This is a genomic window from Methanolobus sediminis, assembly GCF_031312595.1.
GTDB classification, from domain to species: domain Archaea; phylum Halobacteriota; class Methanosarcinia; order Methanosarcinales; family Methanosarcinaceae; genus Methanolobus; species Methanolobus sediminis.
On the sequence record NZ_CP133592.1, the window covers coordinates 1,190,583 to 1,210,144 of the forward strand.

At 41.7% G+C, this 19,562-nt stretch carries 15 protein-coding genes and 2 tRNA genes; 10 read left to right on the forward strand and 7 right to left on the reverse strand.

The features are described 5' to 3' along the window. Positions 1-9 precede the first annotated feature (9 nt). On the forward strand, positions 10-1,128 hold the full coding sequence (locus tag RE474_RS05775) for an ABC transporter ATP-binding protein (RefSeq protein WP_309312016.1): 1,119 nt from the start codon (positions 10-12) through the stop codon (positions 1,126-1,128). A gap of 71 nt (positions 1,129-1,199) precedes the next feature. Next, positions 1,200-2,498, forward strand: a complete 1,299-nt coding sequence (locus RE474_RS05780) for a hypothetical protein (protein ID WP_309312017.1) — start codon at positions 1,200-1,202, stop codon at positions 2,496-2,498. Positions 2,499-2,593: 95 nt separating this feature from the next. Here the strand turns inward: RE474_RS05780 and RE474_RS05785 are convergent, their stop codons facing one another. Continuing rightward, positions 2,594-6,202: a lectin like domain-containing protein gene (locus RE474_RS05785; RefSeq protein ID WP_309312018.1), complete on the reverse strand. Its 3,609-nt coding sequence runs from the start codon at positions 6,200-6,202 to the stop codon at positions 2,594-2,596. 234 nt (positions 6,203-6,436) lie between these two features. On the opposite strand from RE474_RS05785, the gene RE474_RS05790 reads away from it, so the two are divergent. Next, on the forward strand, positions 6,437-6,562 hold the full coding sequence (locus RE474_RS05790) for a hypothetical protein (RefSeq protein WP_309312019.1): 126 nt from the start codon (positions 6,437-6,439) through the stop codon (positions 6,560-6,562). A gap of 316 nt (positions 6,563-6,878) precedes the next feature. Here the strand turns inward: RE474_RS05790 and RE474_RS05795 are convergent, their stop codons facing one another. Both RE474_RS05795 and RE474_RS05800 read right to left on the reverse strand, forming a co-directional pair. Beyond that, positions 6,879-7,028, reverse strand: coding sequence for a hypothetical protein (locus RE474_RS05795; RefSeq protein WP_309312020.1), 150 nt, complete (start codon positions 7,026-7,028; stop codon positions 6,879-6,881). 173 nt (positions 7,029-7,201) lie between these two features. Next, positions 7,202-7,276 (reverse strand) — tRNA-Arg (locus RE474_RS05800). A gap of 158 nt (positions 7,277-7,434) precedes the next feature. On the opposite strand from RE474_RS05800, the gene ilvE reads away from it, so the two are divergent. From ilvE to RE474_RS05830, 6 genes are all read left to right on the forward strand, one after another. Beyond that, positions 7,435-8,313 (forward strand): branched-chain-amino-acid transaminase, encoded by an 879-nt coding sequence (gene ilvE, locus RE474_RS05805; RefSeq protein ID WP_309312021.1) that lies wholly within the window; start codon positions 7,435-7,437, stop codon positions 8,311-8,313. A gap of 228 nt (positions 8,314-8,541) precedes the next feature. Beyond that, the gene (locus tag RE474_RS05810) at positions 8,542-8,790 is read left to right on the forward strand and encodes a sodium:proton antiporter (protein WP_309312022.1); all 249 of its coding nucleotides are present in this window, start codon (positions 8,542-8,544) and stop codon (positions 8,788-8,790) included. A 10-nt stretch (positions 8,791-8,800) separates the two neighbouring features. After that, positions 8,801-10,711: a molybdopterin biosynthesis protein gene (locus RE474_RS05815; protein ID WP_309312023.1), complete on the forward strand. Its 1,911-nt coding sequence runs from the start codon at positions 8,801-8,803 to the stop codon at positions 10,709-10,711. 62 nt (positions 10,712-10,773) lie between these two features. After that, the gene (locus RE474_RS05820) at positions 10,774-11,865 is read left to right on the forward strand and encodes an OBG GTPase family GTP-binding protein (protein ID WP_309312024.1); all 1,092 of its coding nucleotides are present in this window, start codon (positions 10,774-10,776) and stop codon (positions 11,863-11,865) included. A gap of 66 nt (positions 11,866-11,931) precedes the next feature. Then, a tRNA-Gln gene (locus tag RE474_RS05825) sits at positions 11,932-12,004 on the forward strand. Between the two features lie 568 nt (positions 12,005-12,572). Continuing rightward, positions 12,573-13,196: a PEF-CTERM sorting domain-containing protein gene (locus RE474_RS05830; protein WP_309312025.1), complete on the forward strand. Its 624-nt coding sequence runs from the start codon at positions 12,573-12,575 to the stop codon at positions 13,194-13,196. 207 nt (positions 13,197-13,403) lie between these two features. On the opposite strand, the gene RE474_RS05835 is transcribed toward RE474_RS05830, so the two are convergent. The 3 genes from RE474_RS05835 to RE474_RS05845 form a co-directional block, all read right to left on the reverse strand. After that, the gene (locus RE474_RS05835; protein WP_309312026.1) at positions 13,404-13,562 is read right to left on the reverse strand and encodes a hypothetical protein; all 159 of its coding nucleotides are present in this window, start codon (positions 13,560-13,562) and stop codon (positions 13,404-13,406) included. Positions 13,563-13,629: 67 nt separating this feature from the next. Next, the gene (locus RE474_RS05840) at positions 13,630-15,468 is read right to left on the reverse strand and encodes a cache domain-containing protein (protein WP_309312027.1); all 1,839 of its coding nucleotides are present in this window, start codon (positions 15,466-15,468) and stop codon (positions 13,630-13,632) included. A gap of 279 nt (positions 15,469-15,747) precedes the next feature. Then, positions 15,748-16,152: a cupin domain-containing protein gene (locus RE474_RS05845; RefSeq protein WP_309312028.1), complete on the reverse strand. Its 405-nt coding sequence runs from the start codon at positions 16,150-16,152 to the stop codon at positions 15,748-15,750. 181 nt (positions 16,153-16,333) lie between these two features. On the opposite strand from RE474_RS05845, the gene RE474_RS05850 reads away from it, so the two are divergent. After that, positions 16,334-16,507 carry a hypothetical protein gene (locus RE474_RS05850; protein ID WP_309312029.1) on the forward strand — a complete coding sequence of 58 codons (174 nt, stop codon included), beginning with the start codon at positions 16,334-16,336 and terminating at the stop codon, positions 16,505-16,507. Positions 16,508-17,109: 602 nt separating this feature from the next. Here the strand turns inward: RE474_RS05850 and RE474_RS05855 are convergent. Continuing rightward, positions 17,110-19,557: a plasma-membrane proton-efflux P-type ATPase gene (locus tag RE474_RS05855; protein ID WP_309312030.1), complete on the reverse strand. Its 2,448-nt coding sequence runs from the start codon at positions 19,555-19,557 to the stop codon at positions 17,110-17,112. Positions 19,558-19,562: the final 5 nt, after the last annotated feature.

The following is a 19,562-nucleotide window of genomic DNA, read 5'->3' on the forward strand; positions in this document are numbered from 1 at the left end:
GGTGGGATCATGGGCATTAAAGCAGATTTCAGAAAACGGTATTACAGGAAAAAAAGCGATAGGAGGAAAGGCATTGAAGCCGCTTTCACACTTGATGCCCAGTTTGAGATCGGTGATGAGCTTGCAGTATTTTTCGGTCGCTCCGGCTCAGGAAAGACAACAGCCCTCCAGTGTATCTCAGGACTGCTGGAGCCCAACGGAGGCAGGATAATTGTCAACGGCAATGTGTATTTTGATTGCCATAAGAGAATCAACCTGCCGGTACAGCAGCGCAGTCTTGGTTACGTTTTTCAGAGCTATGCACTTTTCCCGCATATGGATGTGAAAAAGAACATAGCTTACGGACTGAAAGGATGGGATGAGAGAGACAAGGAAGAAAGAGTTGATGAAATGCTCCAGATGCTGGACATCAAGGGATTGGAGAATAATTATCCCTCTCAGCTTTCAGGAGGACAGAAGCAAAGAGTTGCACTGGCGCGTGCACTGGCACCAAAACCCGACATACTCTTACTGGACGAGCCTTTTTCCGCTCTTGACAGAGTTGTCCGCATGAAGCTCAGGGAAAAGATCAAGGAAATCCAGAGAGAACTGAAGATCCCTGTACTTTTCATCACTCATAACCATGTAGAAGCTTTCACAATCGCAGACAAGGTTGTTGTATTCCATGATGGGAGAGTTCAGCAGATAGGAACTCCGGAAGATGTATTCTATCATCCAAAGAACAGCCACGTTGCCGAACTTGTAGGCATTACAAATATATTTGAAGATTCTTCGGTACTCAAAGATGATGAGATGGCAGGAACACTCACCATTGGTTGTGAAAATCTGAAGGTAACTGCAAAAAGACCAGAATGCGAGGTCAAAGAAACAATATCATGGGGCATAAGACCTGAGAATCTACGCATACTGCCTGCAACTGACGACACTGTTACAGATGAGAATACATTCCATGCAAGTGTAAAGAGCATAGTGAATAAGGGTTCAAGTAAAAACCTCGCACTTGAGATCAAGGAACATAATAATCTGATGATAGCTGAGATATCTGACCAGTTCTTTGAAAGTCTCAACCTGAAAGAAGATGACAGATGTCTTGTCCGTTTTGAAAGGGACAGGATAGTCCTGTTCTGATGTTTGCTTTTTGCCTGAATCAAAATGCCCAATAAACTTTTAAAGTTACATTGCCTTTTTTGTATGAAGAGATGAAACTCATTGAAAGGCTTTTGGGAAAAAAGCAGGAAAAAGAAGAATCTCATTCAGCTGTTTTTGAGTACAGGAAACTTGCCGCAATTGTGACAGAGGAATCTGAAAAGCAGATAGAGGGACTCAGACCTGTTGTTGAAAAGAATTATGAGTCAATTAAGGCTGCGCTAGAGGAACTTGAAACCCTGAAGGAAGATTTACTGAATGCCGATCATATTGAGAATGTCAGCAAACGAGGAGAAAAACTCGGAGATTCCAACAGGGATAACGTTGTCAACAACCTGAATATTATTCACGATAAAGTGAAAGTTCCAGAAGATACATCGCCTTTGATCGCTTCGGAATTCTACAAAGAAGCAAAATCAGTCCTTAAAACTGTTCTTGATAATACCAGCCGTAGTCTGATGTATATCAAAGCTCTTTATCCTCAGGAACACCAGAAAATAAATCAAGGTATGGCTGAACTTGAGGACTCTCTTGATGGGCTTTATTCCTCAATTATGCAGGGAATCAAAAGAATTGAAGATCTTGATAAAATTGCATCTGGTGTTGAGGATGTAAAAAGAATAGAAGATGAAATGAACAACAGTGCCAAAAAGATACAGGAAATGCATTCCAAGTATGATGCTGCAAAAGAGAAACTTGGAAAAGCGGATTCGAGGCTCACGGAACTGGTGAACAGTGGAGAATTTGAAAAGGCAAAGCAACTGAAGGATGAGATAAAAACTGTTGAATCAGATATCATGGATATAGAAGCAGAAGCCAGAAGACTGTTTACACCACTTTCCAAGGCAATTTCAAGAATGGAAAAGCAGCATGATAATGACAGATGTGTTCTTTCGCCTGAAAACAGGGCAATACTGAAGTCAATCAAAGAGGAGCCTGCTACTGCAATTGAACAGAATATCGATCCGTTCCTTTTAGAGCTTACAAACAGGATAGATAGCGGAGAACTCGGACTGAAGGACCAGATGTGCGAAAAGGCTCTGAAGCAGATAGAGGTTCTCAACAACAAGAAAGTATTATCATCACTTGTTGAAAACAGGAAAGAACACATTGAAGAAAAGGATGAGCTTATTGCTGAACTGAACGGCCTTAGCATCTATCAGGAAAAGGAAGAGATTGAGAAAGAGATTGAGAAGTACAATCTCAATCTGAAAGATGTGAACAACGAGATAGATTCAGAGAGCAAGCACCTTTACAATCTTAAAGATGAATTTGATATGGCAAAATCATCACTTCTTTTGAACTTAAGAGTGGTCTTTGGTGAGGAATCGGAGATCAGATATCAGGAATAATACCTGATAACATATCACGCGTTTTTTATTATTGTTTATTCAGCAGGCATGTTGCTAATTTCAGAATAAATAATAAAAAAGAAGACATCAAAGGATTACTTTGACTTCTTGTAACCTGAACCCATAATCGTGGCCAGAATTGTGACCACTATCAAACCAGACAATACTACCAGTGAGTTTAACGGGTTCTCTACGGATGAATTCTGAGCAACTGCATCGTCATTTACAATACCTGACGAAGAACCGGCATTCACCGGATTTTCTTCTGAAACTTCAGCACATATCATGAATGGCGAAAATCCTGTTGTTGTCGCTTCAAAGTAGAAGTACTCATCATCTTCACCTGTCACAACCGTTGGTAACCTGTTCCATATGTCTTCAGAGAAATGCTCCATGCGGACATCTCCTTCACCAAAACCATTTGAATCAAGCCATTCTTTTGAAACTGAGAAAGATATCTTTGCATCACCAATGCCAGAGGAGAATTCGTTGTCACCAAGGAGAATTTCCATTCCCTGATAAACCAATACTGTTGCAGGTGCGGGAGAACTTTCCGGTAGTTCATTTAGCAGACTGACAGTTGCCATGACATAACCTTGATTTGTCCCGGATTCAAAACTAATCTCGTTTACCGGAGTGGAACCATCTGTGAACACATATTCCACTTCAGCACCCTTACCTACAAAACGTACACTGAAATCAGTTGCGACAATATCTGAAGTAGATGATGTGGGTGTGGCTATCTTTACACGAACTCCATCATTTTCATTGCTGGAACTGTCGTCTGAGACTACTGGTTGAACACTATTCAAAGTCAATGGAAGAGAGTCAGTATTGTTTCCATTATCTGTGATATCATATGCATCGCAGAAACCATTTCCAACGGAGTACTCAGTCTGGCTCCAACCAGTGTCATCTGGCTTTGCCCAGAAGTTTCCACCAAGATAAGTTCCATTGATGATATTAGTGCCTGCTGTTCTTGTGATGTTCCAGTTGTTGAAACCGCCACCAGATACGTAGGCGTTGTTACTGTTGTTAAAGTAGTTGTTATATATCAGATTGTCACTGCAATCAACCAGTGAAAGACCATAAGTGGAAATGTCACTTATATTGCAACCATATATTGTGTTGTTATCAGAAGACGAAAGATATACACCATATCGATTATCAGTGCTCGTACAATTATCAATACTTATATTATCGCTGTCGTAGAGGTAAAATCCATAATAATTATTCTCAACTTCCAGATCCTCTACTGTTATGTTAGAACAATTAAGTAAATAGACAAGTCCGGCACTGGAACTGGCATCTATAACCTGATCAGAGCTGTTAACAAGATAATATATTGGTTTTCCATTTACCAGATTACTTGTTCCTACAATATTGGCGTTTGAATCAAAATATGAATTAAACGTGTTATTATTCATAGAATTGTTATTCAAAATATTATTCACTGAACCACTCAAACGTAAACCATATGAGTTTTCATATGAAGTACAATTAGAGAGACTGTTGTCCTGAGAATTGTAGAAATAAATACCATATGTATTTCCAGATACAGAACAATTACTTATGACACAACTGCTTGATGAATCAACGACTATTGCAGTAGAGCCATCTTCGGCACTTATGCCTGAAATCGTGATGTTATCTGCTTTTACGTAAATAGCAACGTTACTGGAAGATGATGAAACTATCCTGACATCTTCGGGATTGCCGGTTGATGAAACAAGACTTATATTATCATTTTGGAAATACAGATTTTCATTATAAGTACCAGATTCAACAACAATGGTGTCACCATCAGATGCAGCATCAACCGCTTCACGGATTGTCGTGAAATCAGCACTTCCACTTCTATTGACAATGATTATTGAGTCCAGGACATGAATAAACGAAATTCTTGTGGAAATGTTATCTCCAAAAGAGTTCGATGCATTCAGTGATACATTATAAACACCGGCATCTGCATAAGAATGCAACGGATTCTGTACTGATGATGTCGAATTATCCCCAAAGTCCCATTCCCAGCTTTCCGATGAGAAGAGACTTGCATCGTGGAAATCTACAGACTCATTAACATGAACGTATCTTGTACCTGCAACAAATGATGCTTCAGGTTCTTTATTTTCAGTTGTGAAAGCTTTGATACATATATTTGCATCAGATTCGCTTATATCATCCCATTCAAATCCATCTGAACTTACATAACTCTGACCCGCTTCAGCATGTGCATTACTACTATAGCCTGACATTGGATATTCTACTGGAAGAGGATAGTTATAGGCAGGTGTTGTGAATTTTACAACCACTGAAAAATTCTGACCTGTATTAAGTGAAATATTTGTATCAAGATCGATAGTATGATAGCCTGCAAAGGCAAATGTTCCATTTTGCACTGATACCGGACCAGAATCATTAATTGGACCAGAAATCGGGTCCACATAAATAGAAATGTTGTAAATGGAATTGGAGGCTACAGTGTAGAAACTTACTGCTTCCAGGGTTTCATTTGAACTTGCAGTGAAAATATTAGCTCCGTAGGCACTGATAGTATTGTAGCCAATATTGTCAACCAGCCCTAACTCATCATATTGATATATACGATCGTAATTGCTGACATTCTCGGCAGTAAAAACAGCATTATCATATCTTCTTCCAAATTTGGCATCATTGTATGATGCATAGAAATATCCATCATCTCCCCATGAATCACCCCAGCTGTTCTTAACAATGAAAGCTCCGTTGCCCGGTGCAACATCGGTGAAATTATTGCGATCGTAATTATCATCCCATCCTACGATAGTCACTGCATGGCCCCCACCGCTAGAAGAACCATTATAATAATATGAACTGAAAGAAGAATTGTAGGCTTCATTATACCACGACATACTAACATGCACCGCACCGTATTGTTGAAGTGCAAATTTAATTTCATCGTTGTCAAGTGCAGATTGTCTCAGAGGTATGAAAAGTACTTCCTGAACATGTTTTGATACTGGTATATTAGAAGGAGAGTCCCCTGAAAGATCGTTATATTGATCGTCTGACTCGAGTACCGGACCAGACCACCTTGTGAAATAAGCAGATGCTATAACTGCGTTACCTCCACCGTCAGCATCACGGTCAAATCCATCCGGATAAGTATATGCAAGAACGTTCTTTTCATTATTCTCTGAAAAGTCCCAGGTTTCTGATCTGTTATAAAGAAGGTAGGATTCAAGAGATGCTATTGATGCATGTGCCCAGCAGCTTCCAGCACTGCCTTGATCTCTTACTGCTGTGACACCATTTTCATCACGCAGGTCATATCGTGCCGGGTATGATACTTCTGAATCCATAAGTTCAAGGCCCGAAGTCCTAATGGTATCATCGGTAAGCAAGGCATCCATACTTACGGAGGATAAATGAGAAAAGTCAACGGGCGATGGAATAAAACCATTTGAAGGAGTAAATATATCAGATGATTCATTTTCATTTGAAAATACTAAATTTGATTGACTGCCCGGTAATACCAAACTAGACACGGATATCAGATAATCTGCACCTAATGCGTCATTTTGACTCTGTTCCAGTTCTTCCTGATATTGAAGAAATGCGGGATTTAGAGGAGCCATAGATAATTGAGATCCGTTGTCACTGGAACTTATTTCGGTTTGTGGATCTAACTCTGCTGCATTTACAGGAATAATAGTAAAGAACATAATTAAGCAGCATATTAAGGATAAACTGTAGTGTTTTACTTGTTTTTTCATCTGATACCCGCCAGCCATTGAGAATGGCACGTTACATATATAATAATATTATAAATATACTATACAATATAATAATGTGCCCTGAGAAAAGGTAGCACGATTTTACACTTAAAAGGTGGCAGAAAAGCCTAAAAGGATACTGGACATATAATAAAAGGGAAGAATATCCTGGAGATAAAAAACATGGGAAAGGATGAAGCAAATATTCACAGGCTCAAAGAAGTAACTGAGTTTGTAAAGACCAGCAAGAAAGAGAAAAAAGACGAGAAAAAGAAAGATAAAAGAAATATCCTTGGCCTTAATGACTGATTTTTCCTTTTTTATTTTATCGTGCCTACTTCTTTTTCAGAGGCATATTTACCAGCACATGTGCCTATATAGATTCTTTTGCCTACAACTAAATACGAGACTGAACTAGTATGCTCTGAGTAACATGTTACTCACTGTAAGTGCCTTCCTAAAATATTTCTGAAAAACGTATTGGTGTACGAACGGGCGTCTAACTGGTTCACCGGCGCCCATATTTTTTATTAGTATCTTTTTTGCCAAATGACAGACATCGGAAAAAGTAACTTCAAGATAGATATTGCTACAGTTGAGTATAGCTGTTTGAATGCAAATTTATTTACTCTAAAAGTCCTTCAATCTTGCCACCATCGTAATTGCAACGAGTATTGATTACTCCATGAAGTATGGGTCTGTAATCTGCATCTTCATCCAGAATACCGGAAGATTCACGTTTTCTGTAATCATTTGTTTCCACCAAAATGCTCATTGTCTCACCAATTGAATTAATATGATTTTAACAAGTGATAATAATAATAGAGACAATATATAATATTTACACAATAATAATTGTAGGGCTATGATTACTATATATTCCTAAATAGAACATTTGAAAAATAAACTCAAAGCTAATCCATAATAAGATAGGAAAAAGAAGAAAAGCGATCCCGAAGGGATTTGAACCCCTGACCCTCGGGTTAGAAGCCCGATGCTATATCCTGGCTAAGCCACGGGACCGCTAAGCATTGACTGGGATTGCAAATAGGTTTTTTAGTATAAAACACTTTTGTCAAACCGGGTACACTTTAACAATTAATGCAAGAGGTTCATGTGAATACAAATAAATAATAGTTTAACATGAACACTAGCAACTGTTATTATACTGAGGCTTTACAATGAGTGAACTATTGATTTATTACAACGGTGACTTTGTCCCTAAATCACAGGCCACAACCTCCGTCTATGACCACGGATTTTTGTATGGAGATGGTGTCTTTGAGGGAATAAGAGCATATAACGGACGTGTTTTCAAGTTACGTGAGCATGTTGACAGGCTCTATGATTCCGCAAGGGCAATCGCTCTTAACATCCCGCTCTCCAAAGAAGAGATGGAAGAGGCTATTCTGGAGACACTCAGGAAAAACAACCTGACAGACGCATACATCAGACCTATCGTTTCAAGAGGTATTGGCGACCTTGGTCTTGACCCAAGAAAGTGTCCTATACCAAACATATTCATAATCTCACAGGAATGGGGCGCAATGTATGGCGACCTATATGAAGTTGGTCTTACCGGCGTTACCGTATCAGTCAGAAGGAACTCCTGTGATGCACTGTCACCAAACATCAAGTCACTCAACTACCTGAACAACATCCTTGCCAAGATCGAAGCAAACGAGAAGGGGGGAGATGAAGCAATCTTCTTCGACCAGAATGGTTACCTCTCAGAAGGTTCAGGAGATAACATATTCATCATCAAGAACGGTAAGGTTTACACACCACCAACGATCAACAACCTGAAGGGAATCACCAGGGCAACAGCTATTGAGCTTCTTGCAGAAATCGGACTAGAGACCCATGTTGAAAACCTTGGAATGTTCGACCTCTACACCGCAGACGAGATCTTCGTTACAGGAACAGCAGCTGAAGCCGCACCTCTCGTAAAGGTAGATGGCCGTCCAATCGGTGATGGTAAGCCAGGTCCGATCACAAAGAAGATGGTTGCAGCCTTTGAAAAGGTAACCACTACCACTGGCACACCAATTAATCCCTAAATCATAATACAAAAAGACACTAAAATGAAGACATAGTTCTTCATTCTCTTTTTTCTTTGACATTTCTTTTCCTGTCAGCTTATGCTCTGCATAATTAAAATAGAGCAAAATATTTCAAAACATTAATTAGGAATAAGTCTTGTAATATATAATTACAATAATAATTGAACTTATATTCACAACTGGGCAAAGACTGAGGGACTATAGCCCAATTAATGAGGTCATTAAATGGTAGAAGAGGGAAGAAAAGATAAAATAGTTCTGGAGAACCTGAAATATCTGAACGATTCAGTGTTGGCCATATTACTTTTGATGCCTGTTACCCTTGTCATCACCTTTGAAGCACTTGATGATACAGGAAGTCTCAAATGGATTTCCATTGCAACATGGATAGTGTACCTGATGGGACTCTGGTATGTAGCTTCAAGAGTTTTCAAGCTTAACAAAAAGCTTATTGAGTATATAGACGAAGAGTAGACAGACCAGAATGGAAAGGAAAGAATTCAGAGAGCTGACATCCGTAGAGGATGCGAGAAAACTGGTTGAAAGCATAAAAGTTCAACCGGAAATTACTGTTTTACCTATTGAGAAAGCTGCAGGACACATAATTGGAGAGGACATACTTTCAGGGTTAGATGTACCTGCTTTCAATCGTTCTGTTAAAGACGGTTATGCTGTAAGGGCAAAAGATACATACCAGGCAAGTGAGCCTGAGCCAATTGAGTTAAAAGTTACTGCATCGATTCAGGCAGGCTGTGAAGATAGTTTCTTTGTCGATGACGGCGAGGCAATAGAGATCTCAACCGGTGCACCAATTCCTGATGGTGCCGATGCTGTTGTGATGGTTGAAAGCACAAAACAGACCGGAGACTCACTTCTTGTCTACCAGCCCGTGCACATCAATGAAAATATAATGCGTGCAGGAACCGACATCATGAAAGGTGAGAGGATCCTGAGAAAGAACACACGTATAGGTTCCCGTGAGATTGGAGTTCTGGCATCTATTGGTATGGATAAAGTTCCTGTCAAAGAACTGGTCGTTGGAATTATTTCAACTGGCAGTGAGCTTATCAGACCCGGAGAAAAGCTTGGAACGAGCAAAATATATGACGCTAATTCATATGCTATCGCTGCTGCAATCGAAGAATGTGGCGGCACACCACGAATATACGGAATCGTGCGTGATGATGAAAAACTCATGGAAGAGACCCTTGACAGGGCAATCGCAGAATGTGATATCGTGCTTACATCAGGAAGCACTTCCGCCGGTGCAGGCGACATCATGTATATGATAATTGAGGAAAAGGGAGAAACTCTTACACATGGAATTGCTATCAAGCCGGGAAAACCTGTAGTTATCGGCATGATAAACAATGTCCCGACAATCGGGCTTCCGGGTAATCCTACTTCTGCTCTTAGTATTTTTAATGAGTTTGTTGCACCGATCATTTACAATTCACTTGGCGTTAAGCCATCATTTAAGACAAAAGTAACTGCTGTTATGGGAACTGGAATACGTTCCGGTGGCAGGGAGGAACTTTTCCCTGTAGGAGTAGTACGTGGAAAAGTCTATCCTGCGGATAAGACATCAGGAGCAATCACAACACTATCAGATGCGGACGGAATTATTGAGATAAGGGCACATACCGAGTACATCGAACCCGGCGCAGAAGTTGAGGTTACCATGTTTGGCAATGTAAGGAGTCCTGACCTGATGCTTGTTGGTGGCCAATGTCCCGGAGTTGACCTGCTTGAAGAGATGACGGGACTTACGTTCAGGACTTTGAATATGGGATCAAGTGCAGGTTTTACAGCAATATCTGGTGGCATTGCAGATATCGCATGTGTCAATATGGTTGATAGCTATGGTAATTACAATTCATCTATCCTGAAGAGAATGAACCTTGATAATGTGGTGCTTGTAAAAGGATACAGGCGAGAACAGGGCCTGATATTCACTCCGGATAACCATGTATACGGTCTTGAAGATATAATCAATCTCCAGATCATCAACAGGAACAGAGGTTCAGGCACAAGAGCACTTCTTGACAGGGAGATTGGTCTGCTGGCTGAAGGAAAGGGAATCTCAAAAAGTGAGATGATAAAAAGCCTGAAAGGATACAATTCCGGCTCCAAGACTCACAGGTCAGTATGTGATGCTGTAAAGAGTGGCAAAGCTGATGTAGGATTTGGACTCAGGGCTGCGGCAGAGGAGGCAGGACTTGAATTCATCCCGCTGGCAGAGGATGAGTTTGATTTTGTTATAAAAAAGGACCTTCTTGAAATTGAGGAGATACAGAATTTCCTTGCTGTATTGCGTTCTGAAGAGTTCTCAAAGAGACTGCCAGCCGGAATCAGTACTTATGAAATGACCGGTAGTATAATATCCTCCTTTTAACGTTAAGTCATATTCAAAAATCGGGAAAATCTTTTTTATTTTGACGTTATGGTAGGTTGCAAATGGGATTACACGAGGATATACAGGAAGTTGAAGAGGAAATTAAGAAGACTTCTTACAACAAAGCTACATCACACCACATAGGCAGACTTAAGGCAAAACTTGCACGTCTGCGTGATGAAGTTGTGAAGAAGGCCGCAAGTAAAGGTGGCGGTGAAGGATACTCCGTTAGGAAATCAGGAGATGCCACGGTAACACTTGTAGGTTTCCCGTCTGTAGGTAAATCCACGTTGCTTAACCAGCTCACCGGTGCAAATTCAGAGGTCGGTGCTTATGAGTTTACTACACTTGATGTAATTCCCGGTGTGCTTGAGTACAATAATGCAACTATCCAGATTCTTGATGTACCCGGACTTGTGAAAGGTGCAGCCAGCGGCAGAGGCCGTGGAAGGGAAGTAATTGCAGTTGTGAGGAACTGTGACCTTGTAGTCTTTATACTGGATGTGTTCCAGAACTACCACCATGAAGTCCTTACACAGGAGTTGTACGATGCAGGTATCCGTCTTAACCAGAAGGAACCTGACGTTGTTATCAAAAGACAGGACCGTGGCGGAATCACCATTAGCAGTACCCTTGACCTGGAGATATCCGATGACCTTATCAAGGCGGTACTTAACGATTATAAGATCCACAATGCCCACGTGCTTATCAGGGATCATATCGATGTGGATCAGCTTATCGATGCTATCATGGGTAACCGGGTCTATATCCCTGCGGTTACCGTTGTGAATAAAGTGGATATGGCTGATGAGTATGTGCTGAAGAAGTGCAAAGCAGAATATCCTGAAGCTATATACATTTCCGCCAATAAAGGTGAGAACCTTGATGCAGTGAAAGATCTGATATACGATGCTCTTGATTTCATTCGCATCTACCTGAAACCTCAGGGTGAATCTGCTGACATGGAAGAACCTCTTATTGTGAGAAACGGTGTCAATGTGGGTGATATCTGTGACCACCTGCATCGCGATTTCAGGAGAAAGTTCAGATACGCCCAAGTTTGGGGAACTTCTGCCAAGCACCCCGGACAGAGAGCCGGTCTTGACCACGTGCTTGCGGACAAGGACTTACTGACACTTATCATCGCCAAATGATGAACTTAAATGCCTTGCCTGCATAACAAATAAGTATTATTATGCATTTATTGTGCTGATCATCGTAGTCCCGTAGGGTAGCGGTCAATCCTTTCGGCCTTTGGAGCCGAAGACGCCGATTCGAATTCGGCCGGGACTATCTTTTTCTTTTGCCATAGTCCTTATTCTGTATCCTGTTTTAAAGAAATAAAAGATTATAGAATCAAAGGGTATCCACATGGATACTAACCATTTTATAAAGCAAAAAACAGTTCTTTAATCGAGGCATGTGGAAACCCACTTTTTATACAACTCCCACACTAACCCCCCACTCCCCAAACCACATGCCTCAAACTATTTTCTAATATTTTGAAACATAATTATGTTGTGATATAAAGCAATATAAATTATAATGACGTTGTAATTTCAGAAGAGTTCGTTCTATATACCCTAACATCAGACTATAATATAGTGGAATAAGTCTCAGGAGTGGGACATCATAAACACCGGTTCACATTTCCGGTGTATCCTTTTGTTCTCTATTCGTATGAGCATGACGGAAGCACCATTCTTTTCCTCCGTTCTCCACCATGCTCAATATTCTATTTTAGTTAATATTTCTTTTTACAACATAGATAATATTTATTCCATGAAATATACTTACCAAAAATATTTATACCCGTGCATAGAGATACAGTTATAGTGGATATTTTATAGGTGGAGTGAAAATGAAAAGTAAACAAAGCGTAACGCTTTACATAGGCTTAGCCTTGGTGTTTTTAGCAATGTTTGTGGGGAATGCCATTGCTCAACCAATTGAGGTTGTTTCCCTCGAGAAATATACATTGGGTACAGATGGAGTTTGGTATGATGCTGATGTAGCAACCGGACCAGAGATTCCTGTCGGTTCTATTGTAAAGTGGAAGTATGTAATCACAAATAACATGCCAGTAAGCGAGCCAGATGGCATACTGGATACATATGCACCTGGGGAAATGGTTATTGCATGGCTTAATGACTACTCAAACGTCTCCATTATTTACGAGGACGAGAATTGCACTATCCCTGCTTTTATAAATGGACTGCCGATATCACCAAAAACTATTCCTGCTAACGAATCGGTTGAATTTTTTGCATGTGGAATAGCTGTGTTTGGTCAATATGAGAACTTTGCTGATGTAGCAGTTGATATATATGATCCAGGACCAACTTTGATTGGTTCGGGGTATGATATGGATTACAGCCACTACCTCGGTGTTAAAGATAACGAAATCCCAGAGTTCCCAACAATTGTTGTTCCTATAGCAGCAATTATTGGACTTGCATTCATAATTCAGCGCAGGAAGAATTAATTGAAGAAAAATCTTCCTTTATTCTTCTTTTTCTTCAGCCATACAAATGTAATCACATTGCTTTGGTTAACTGACAGAAATACTCTTTCAGAATTCTCAATTCAGACATTATTGCCCTCCGTATGTGATATCTCTCTGAAGGATTTCTGCAACTTTCTTTGCAAGGTGTCATAGATATCAGTGTAGTTTTTGATTTCTATTTCAGCGTCAAGGTCTACCTGCCGGGGTTCTTGCTGTGGGGGTGCTGAGAATTTCCGTGAGTTTTCCTACAACGGTGTCATTTTTACCAGTGTCAGTTGCTGACATACCTGGAACCACATTTGGTGATATTTCCGTAGGAACCTGAACAGACGTTGATGGTACCATCAAATCAGCTAGTGACACACCAGCAATGCCATTTTCACGGATAAATAATCGTAAGCGAATATACACTTCATCCTGAAACTGAAGAGGAGAGGGATGAATCCTCTCCGGTAATCTCGCTCAAATACACTCCGGAACCGACCCACCAGGTATCATTCACAGGGAGAACGTATCCTATCTTCAATTCATCCATGTTCTCATTGTCCGGGTTCGGCCATATAAAGACCACATAACCGCCACCGGAACGTGCAGTTTCGGCTAGCGCCCTAATCGTCTCCATGCCGAATTGATCTCGCTTTTCAATAAGATTGGACCCAATCAGTTCAGGCAGGTAGGGATGGGCAAGGAGTGTGCCTTCATAGTCATAGGCGTAAATATAGTGTCCTTCATCGTCCACAAACATCCCGGACTGATTCGAGATCTCGGCAAAGGCCTTTACAGATCCTTCCTCGCGTCCGTAGACTGCACAGTCCTCCACGAGTCCGATCATCTCTGATATGACCTCAGGCCGGCCGGAGCCTGCAGACACCATATCCGAGAAGTATATTCCCGATCCGATCCAACAGTTCTCTCCCGCCGGTGCAACGTAGCCGATCTTCGGTTCATATGAGTCCAACGCCTTCTCATCTATCACCCCATCCTCCGGCGCAGGGTATAGGTAGGCGATGAAACCGCCACCGTTGGAAGCAGTAGATTCAGCTATTCGTATCATCGGCAATCCCCTGGCATCGGACCAGTTCAACCTATTTGTTCCGACCGCCTCCGGCTGGTACGGATGAGCAAGAAGCGTGCCGTTATAGTCATAGGCGTAGATATACACATTGTCACGAGAGAATTGACCATCCTTTTTCGAGAACTCGGAAAGAGCTGCCTGCTCTCCGGCTGCAACTGCATATTCCGAGGCATCCTCAACAAACTCAGCCAGGTCATTCACTGTCATCACCTGCTTTACATCTGACAGGTAGATGCCTGCACCGAGCCACCAGGTATCATCAACCTTCTGGACGTAGCTCATCTTAGGTTCAATGGTCAGATCGTGGGCCGGGTTGTAGTAGTGATAGAAGATGAAACCACCACCTTGTTGCACTAGCAGAATTTCTACCCGGGTATAATTTACACCATAAGGATCCTGAAGTCCCGAAAGATCGGTTCCAAGCAACTGGGGCTGATAAGGGAGAGCCAGGGTAGTTCCGTTGTAATCGAAAGCATAGATGTAGAGGTTGTCACGTATAAACGTACCATTCCGGTCATTGAACTCCGCGATTGCAGCATCCTTCCCGTTCGTACGGGCATACTCGATCGCTTCCCCTACAAAAGATTCCAATTCCCCTCTTATCTGGGGGTCGGTTCCAATCCTCACAACGGGTGAATCCTCATCCGGATCATAGATGCCGGCTCCAATGAACCACTCCTTGTCTACCATCATCACGTAGCTGAGTTTTTGTTTGACCGTGAATTCATCCGCAGGGTCTACATAGAGGTAGCTTGAGAAGCCTTTGTCAGACTTTGCAGCAGCTGCCAGATCCTGGATAAATGCAATCCCGTTCTCATCTGTAATGTTCCACCGATTCGTACCGATGAGTTCGGGCTGGAAAGGAAGGGCCAGTGTGTTGCCTTCGAGATCGTAGGCGAAGATATAGAGTTCACCGTCAACGAACTGGCCGTTCTGGTCATTGAATTCCCGCAGAGCGGCTTCCTGTCCATGGACATGCGCATATTCATAAGCTCTCTCTACGAATGCTACGAGTTCCGCCGGAGATACGGTAGAGTTCTTAGCTGGCGACAATGAGTCGGTCGTGGCTGCTTCCGATTGGTTCTGAGGAAGAGTGGTATCCGTGTCAGTACAGCCGGCACCAAGGACGACTATCAGCACAAGTGCAACAGTAAAAAGGATGGTAATAGATTTCATAAATAAGAATTAGATTTTAACTGCTAAATATTAGTTCCCTTTAGAAGCATTTAGTCCTGATAACAGTCACAAGGTATTGAACCAATTGAAGTGCTTATTTACTATTAGAGGGGCTGCCATAATGCATGCTCATCCACGTGGTGTTAACACCTCCCCCCTCTCCAGAATAAAACTACTGCTATGCATATTGTTGTCTATTTGCCAATAATGGAGAGACGTTCAAGTACGTATACACCCTTGCAGTTTGGGTGATGAAGAGCCGATATCTTAGGAAATATATCAGACCGATGGGACAGGTACCACAAAGTACGTGCAGAACCCATCACCGATGTTCCTTGTCACATGACCCTTACCGGATGTATCTTCCAGCAGGACCAGATCCCCGGGCATAAACCGTCTGACAGTTCCATCTGTTGTCTCCATCTCCACCGCACCTGACATGAGGATCAGAAACTGCCGGGTTGGAGCCGGATGCAGTTCGCCAATCCAGCCGGAATCAAATGTATAGAAACGATACTTCGTCGCAGGTCCATCCTCAGAGACATAGAACGGGGCAGCTGGTGGTGCTGCTTGTGAGAGACTCTGTTTGACTGTCACTACATCAAAGTGAGAATCACCCTGTGAGTCCATATATATTCTATGGTAGGTCACCTGGGTGAGATTGGAAGAGCTTGTTTCCGTCATAGTTGATTCCCCATTGTGCGAGTTGAAATATTTCCCCACAAGATTACGTGGTAATCTCAGACAGATAAATGTTACGATGCATTTTCAGCTATAGATAATCCGGTTTTTTGCGTTCAGAACACAAAATTAAAATCTCTAGGGTCATATATAACAAAATAACAAAGAATGGAAGTGAATGGGAATGGGAACTAAATTTGAGATTTACACGGAAGAAGGAAAACACATTACGACCATTACTGCAAAGGACATAAAAATAACAGCTGATGCCACACTGCTTGGAGAATTCCAGACTGACGGGGCATTTGAAGCCAAGGCAGTTCTCCCCAGGAACTGGGCAGTGATCGAAGCGCAGTGATTTACACTGTGCTTTTATTTGCCAATATAACATTATCTGATTGCTTTGTGCCATAATTAAAAATGTGGTCTGAAAGTGAGAGATGGTTCGGGCAGGCAAACTCATCTGAAGGTCCGACAAATCCCAATTTGTCCAGACCAGGCACCTGATATTACAAAGAACTACTCTGCTCTTGGTTCACAAGTTGCAGTTCTTCCAGGCATACCAGGGTACGCTATTACATTGATAACACACGAAAGTTCGATAATTTTTGTAGTCTTTCGGACTGTGCCGTCTTTTCCCACTTTGAAGAGAGTTCCTGTCTATTCTGTGTTGTCGATAACAATCCTTTAGGAACCATCGAAGAGTTTTCCGGTATATTCTCTGATTTCATCTGACAATTCAGCATAACCTTTTCCCTCCTTAATAATAATATGTGTTCTTTCTTTAATATACTTTTGAGTGATATAAATTAGAGAGAAAGATAGGCATATTCAGTACTCTCTTCTTAATTACACATAAGAACATGCCTATTCATTGGTATTTTATACTACTCCAACCCTAAATGAACACCGCTTTGCCGATGTTCTTCCTTTGTTCCTGGTCAGTAGTTATCTTGATAATTACCTCTGGAAAATTATACCCTTATGATCCAGTAGATGATACAATCTCACTTTTATCAGATCAGTAATCACAAAAGCCACAAGTGCATACAGCCATACAATGCCTGCAAGCTTCCAGCCTATTGGGGATATGTAGAAACCATAGACAACAACAAGAGTTGCAAGGATCTTGGTTCCGATAGTTGACCAGAAGAGTATTCCACTTGGCCTGATAGACCAGAAAGGACCTCTTGTACGTGCAAGGAATATTGTCAGATGACCTGCAACTGCAAGTTTCAGGAATATGAATGACTGTAGTACATCCTGATTCAGATTGAGAATATTTAGCCCGATATAAAATATTATGAATGAAGATATCACACCTATAATTCCCAGGAAAGTTGCCATACTCAGGACTTCCCTTATATTCCATTTCTCAGGGAATGGTGAGTAATTCACATTATCATATGCAATGGCCATGATAGGAGCATCGTTGAACAGTGCGAGCAATACTATCATAATAGCAGTCACAGGATAGAAATTAAAAGCAATAATCGACGTTGCAATAAAGAATAACACACGCACAGTCTCAGCTATCCTGTAAATAGAATAACTCTTCATACGCTGGAATATTTTTCGGCTCTCTTTTATTGCATCGATGATCGTTGAAAGACCCGGGGCAGTGAACACAATATCAGCAGCAGACCTTGCTGCATCCGTGGCTCCGGCAACTGCAATTCCGGCATCCGCCTTTTTAAGGGCAGGAGCGTCATTTACTCCATCACCGGTCATACCCACTATATGTCCGTCATCCTGAAGGAGTTCCACTATTCTGTACTTGTGTTCCGGGAACACCTGTGCGAAACCATCCGACCTGTCAACTACCTCCTGTGCCTGAAGGTCAGTCTTATCTTCCAGTTCAGAAGCGGTGGTGATATTAGTACCCAGACCGATCTGGCTTGCAATCTCCTTTGCAATGGCAGCATGGTCACCGGTGATCATCTTAACATCAACACCCATGCTCACAGCCGTATCTATCGTTTCTGCAGAATCTTCATGTGGCGGATCATACAGCCCGATAAGTCCTGCAAAATGGCATTCATTCCCTTCGCATACACCAACACCAAGAGGACGATAACCTTTCGATGCAAGGACATTTACTTTTTCCTCCACATCATCCTTGATACTGTCCCTGTTAATAGCCATATCAAGAAGAACCTGTGGTGCCCCCTTGGCTACCTTGAACTTTCTGCCATCAGAACTCTCAATATTGGCCTCCGTATGTTTGATAACAGGATCGAACGGTTTAAAATCCAGTACATTATAACCAGCAGCTTTTTCCTGCAAACCATCCAGAGTTGCTATCTTTCTCAGAACCGCGTTATCGATTGGGTCATTATCTTCCTCTCTGGAAGCAAGGGCACTGTAAATCAGAAGGTCCTCTGTTGTATAATAACCGAATGGGATCATGTCAGACAACGTCAGTTCATTCTTTGTGATCGTACCGGTCTTATCGGAACAGAGAACATCCATACCTGCCATTTCTTCAATAGATACAAGCTTACTTACGATAGCTCCCTTTCCTGCAAGGTTGGTAGCACCAACAGCCATGGATACCGAAAGTACTGCGGGCAAAGCTGCAGGTATGGCAGCAACAACAAGCACCAGAGCGAACTGAAGCGTCTCTACAAGACTCTCCTGCCTGAAGACAGCAACAATAAAAACAACTGCAACCAGAATGGCAGCAAGGAATATGAGGTAATCACCTATCTTAATGATAGCTTTCTGGAAATGACTTTGTGTCTTGACATCAGTCAGCAATTTTGTGGTCTTGCCAAAATAAGTATCCATTCCGGTGGCAAATACGAGTCCGTTCATTTCTCCTTTCTGGATAACGGAACCTGAAAAACCAATATCGTTAGTACCTTTGTCTGCCGGCAGCGATTCTCCTGTCAATGCAGACTCATCTATCTGCAGGTAGTCACCTTCGAAAAGTTTGACATCTGCAGGTACAATATCACCTGAGCGAAGACGGATAACATCTCCCGGAACAATTTCACGTGCAGGAAGAGGTTTCCATTTTCCATCTCTCAGAACTCTTGCCTGAAGAGCCATTTTATTTTTAAGTAACTCAATGGCATTATCCGCTTTGTTCTCCTGCCAGAAACCCACCACACCATTCAGGATCAAAAGGATCGAGATTATAGCAAAATCTTCCCAGCGTTGAATAAATGCCGAAAGCAAAGCTGCTATCTCAATCATCCAGGGAATCGGACCCCAGAAATAACCTATGAACTTTATGAAAGGACTTGTCTTCTTTTCAAGCAGTTCGTTATAGCCGTATTGTTCAAGCCTGTCCTGCACTTCACTATCTTTTATGCCTTTTGAAGTCGATCCTAATTTGGTGAATAACTCATCCACACTCAGATCTTTTGCATTGGTTATACCTGACGTTGCCGTTTCCTTCATACATT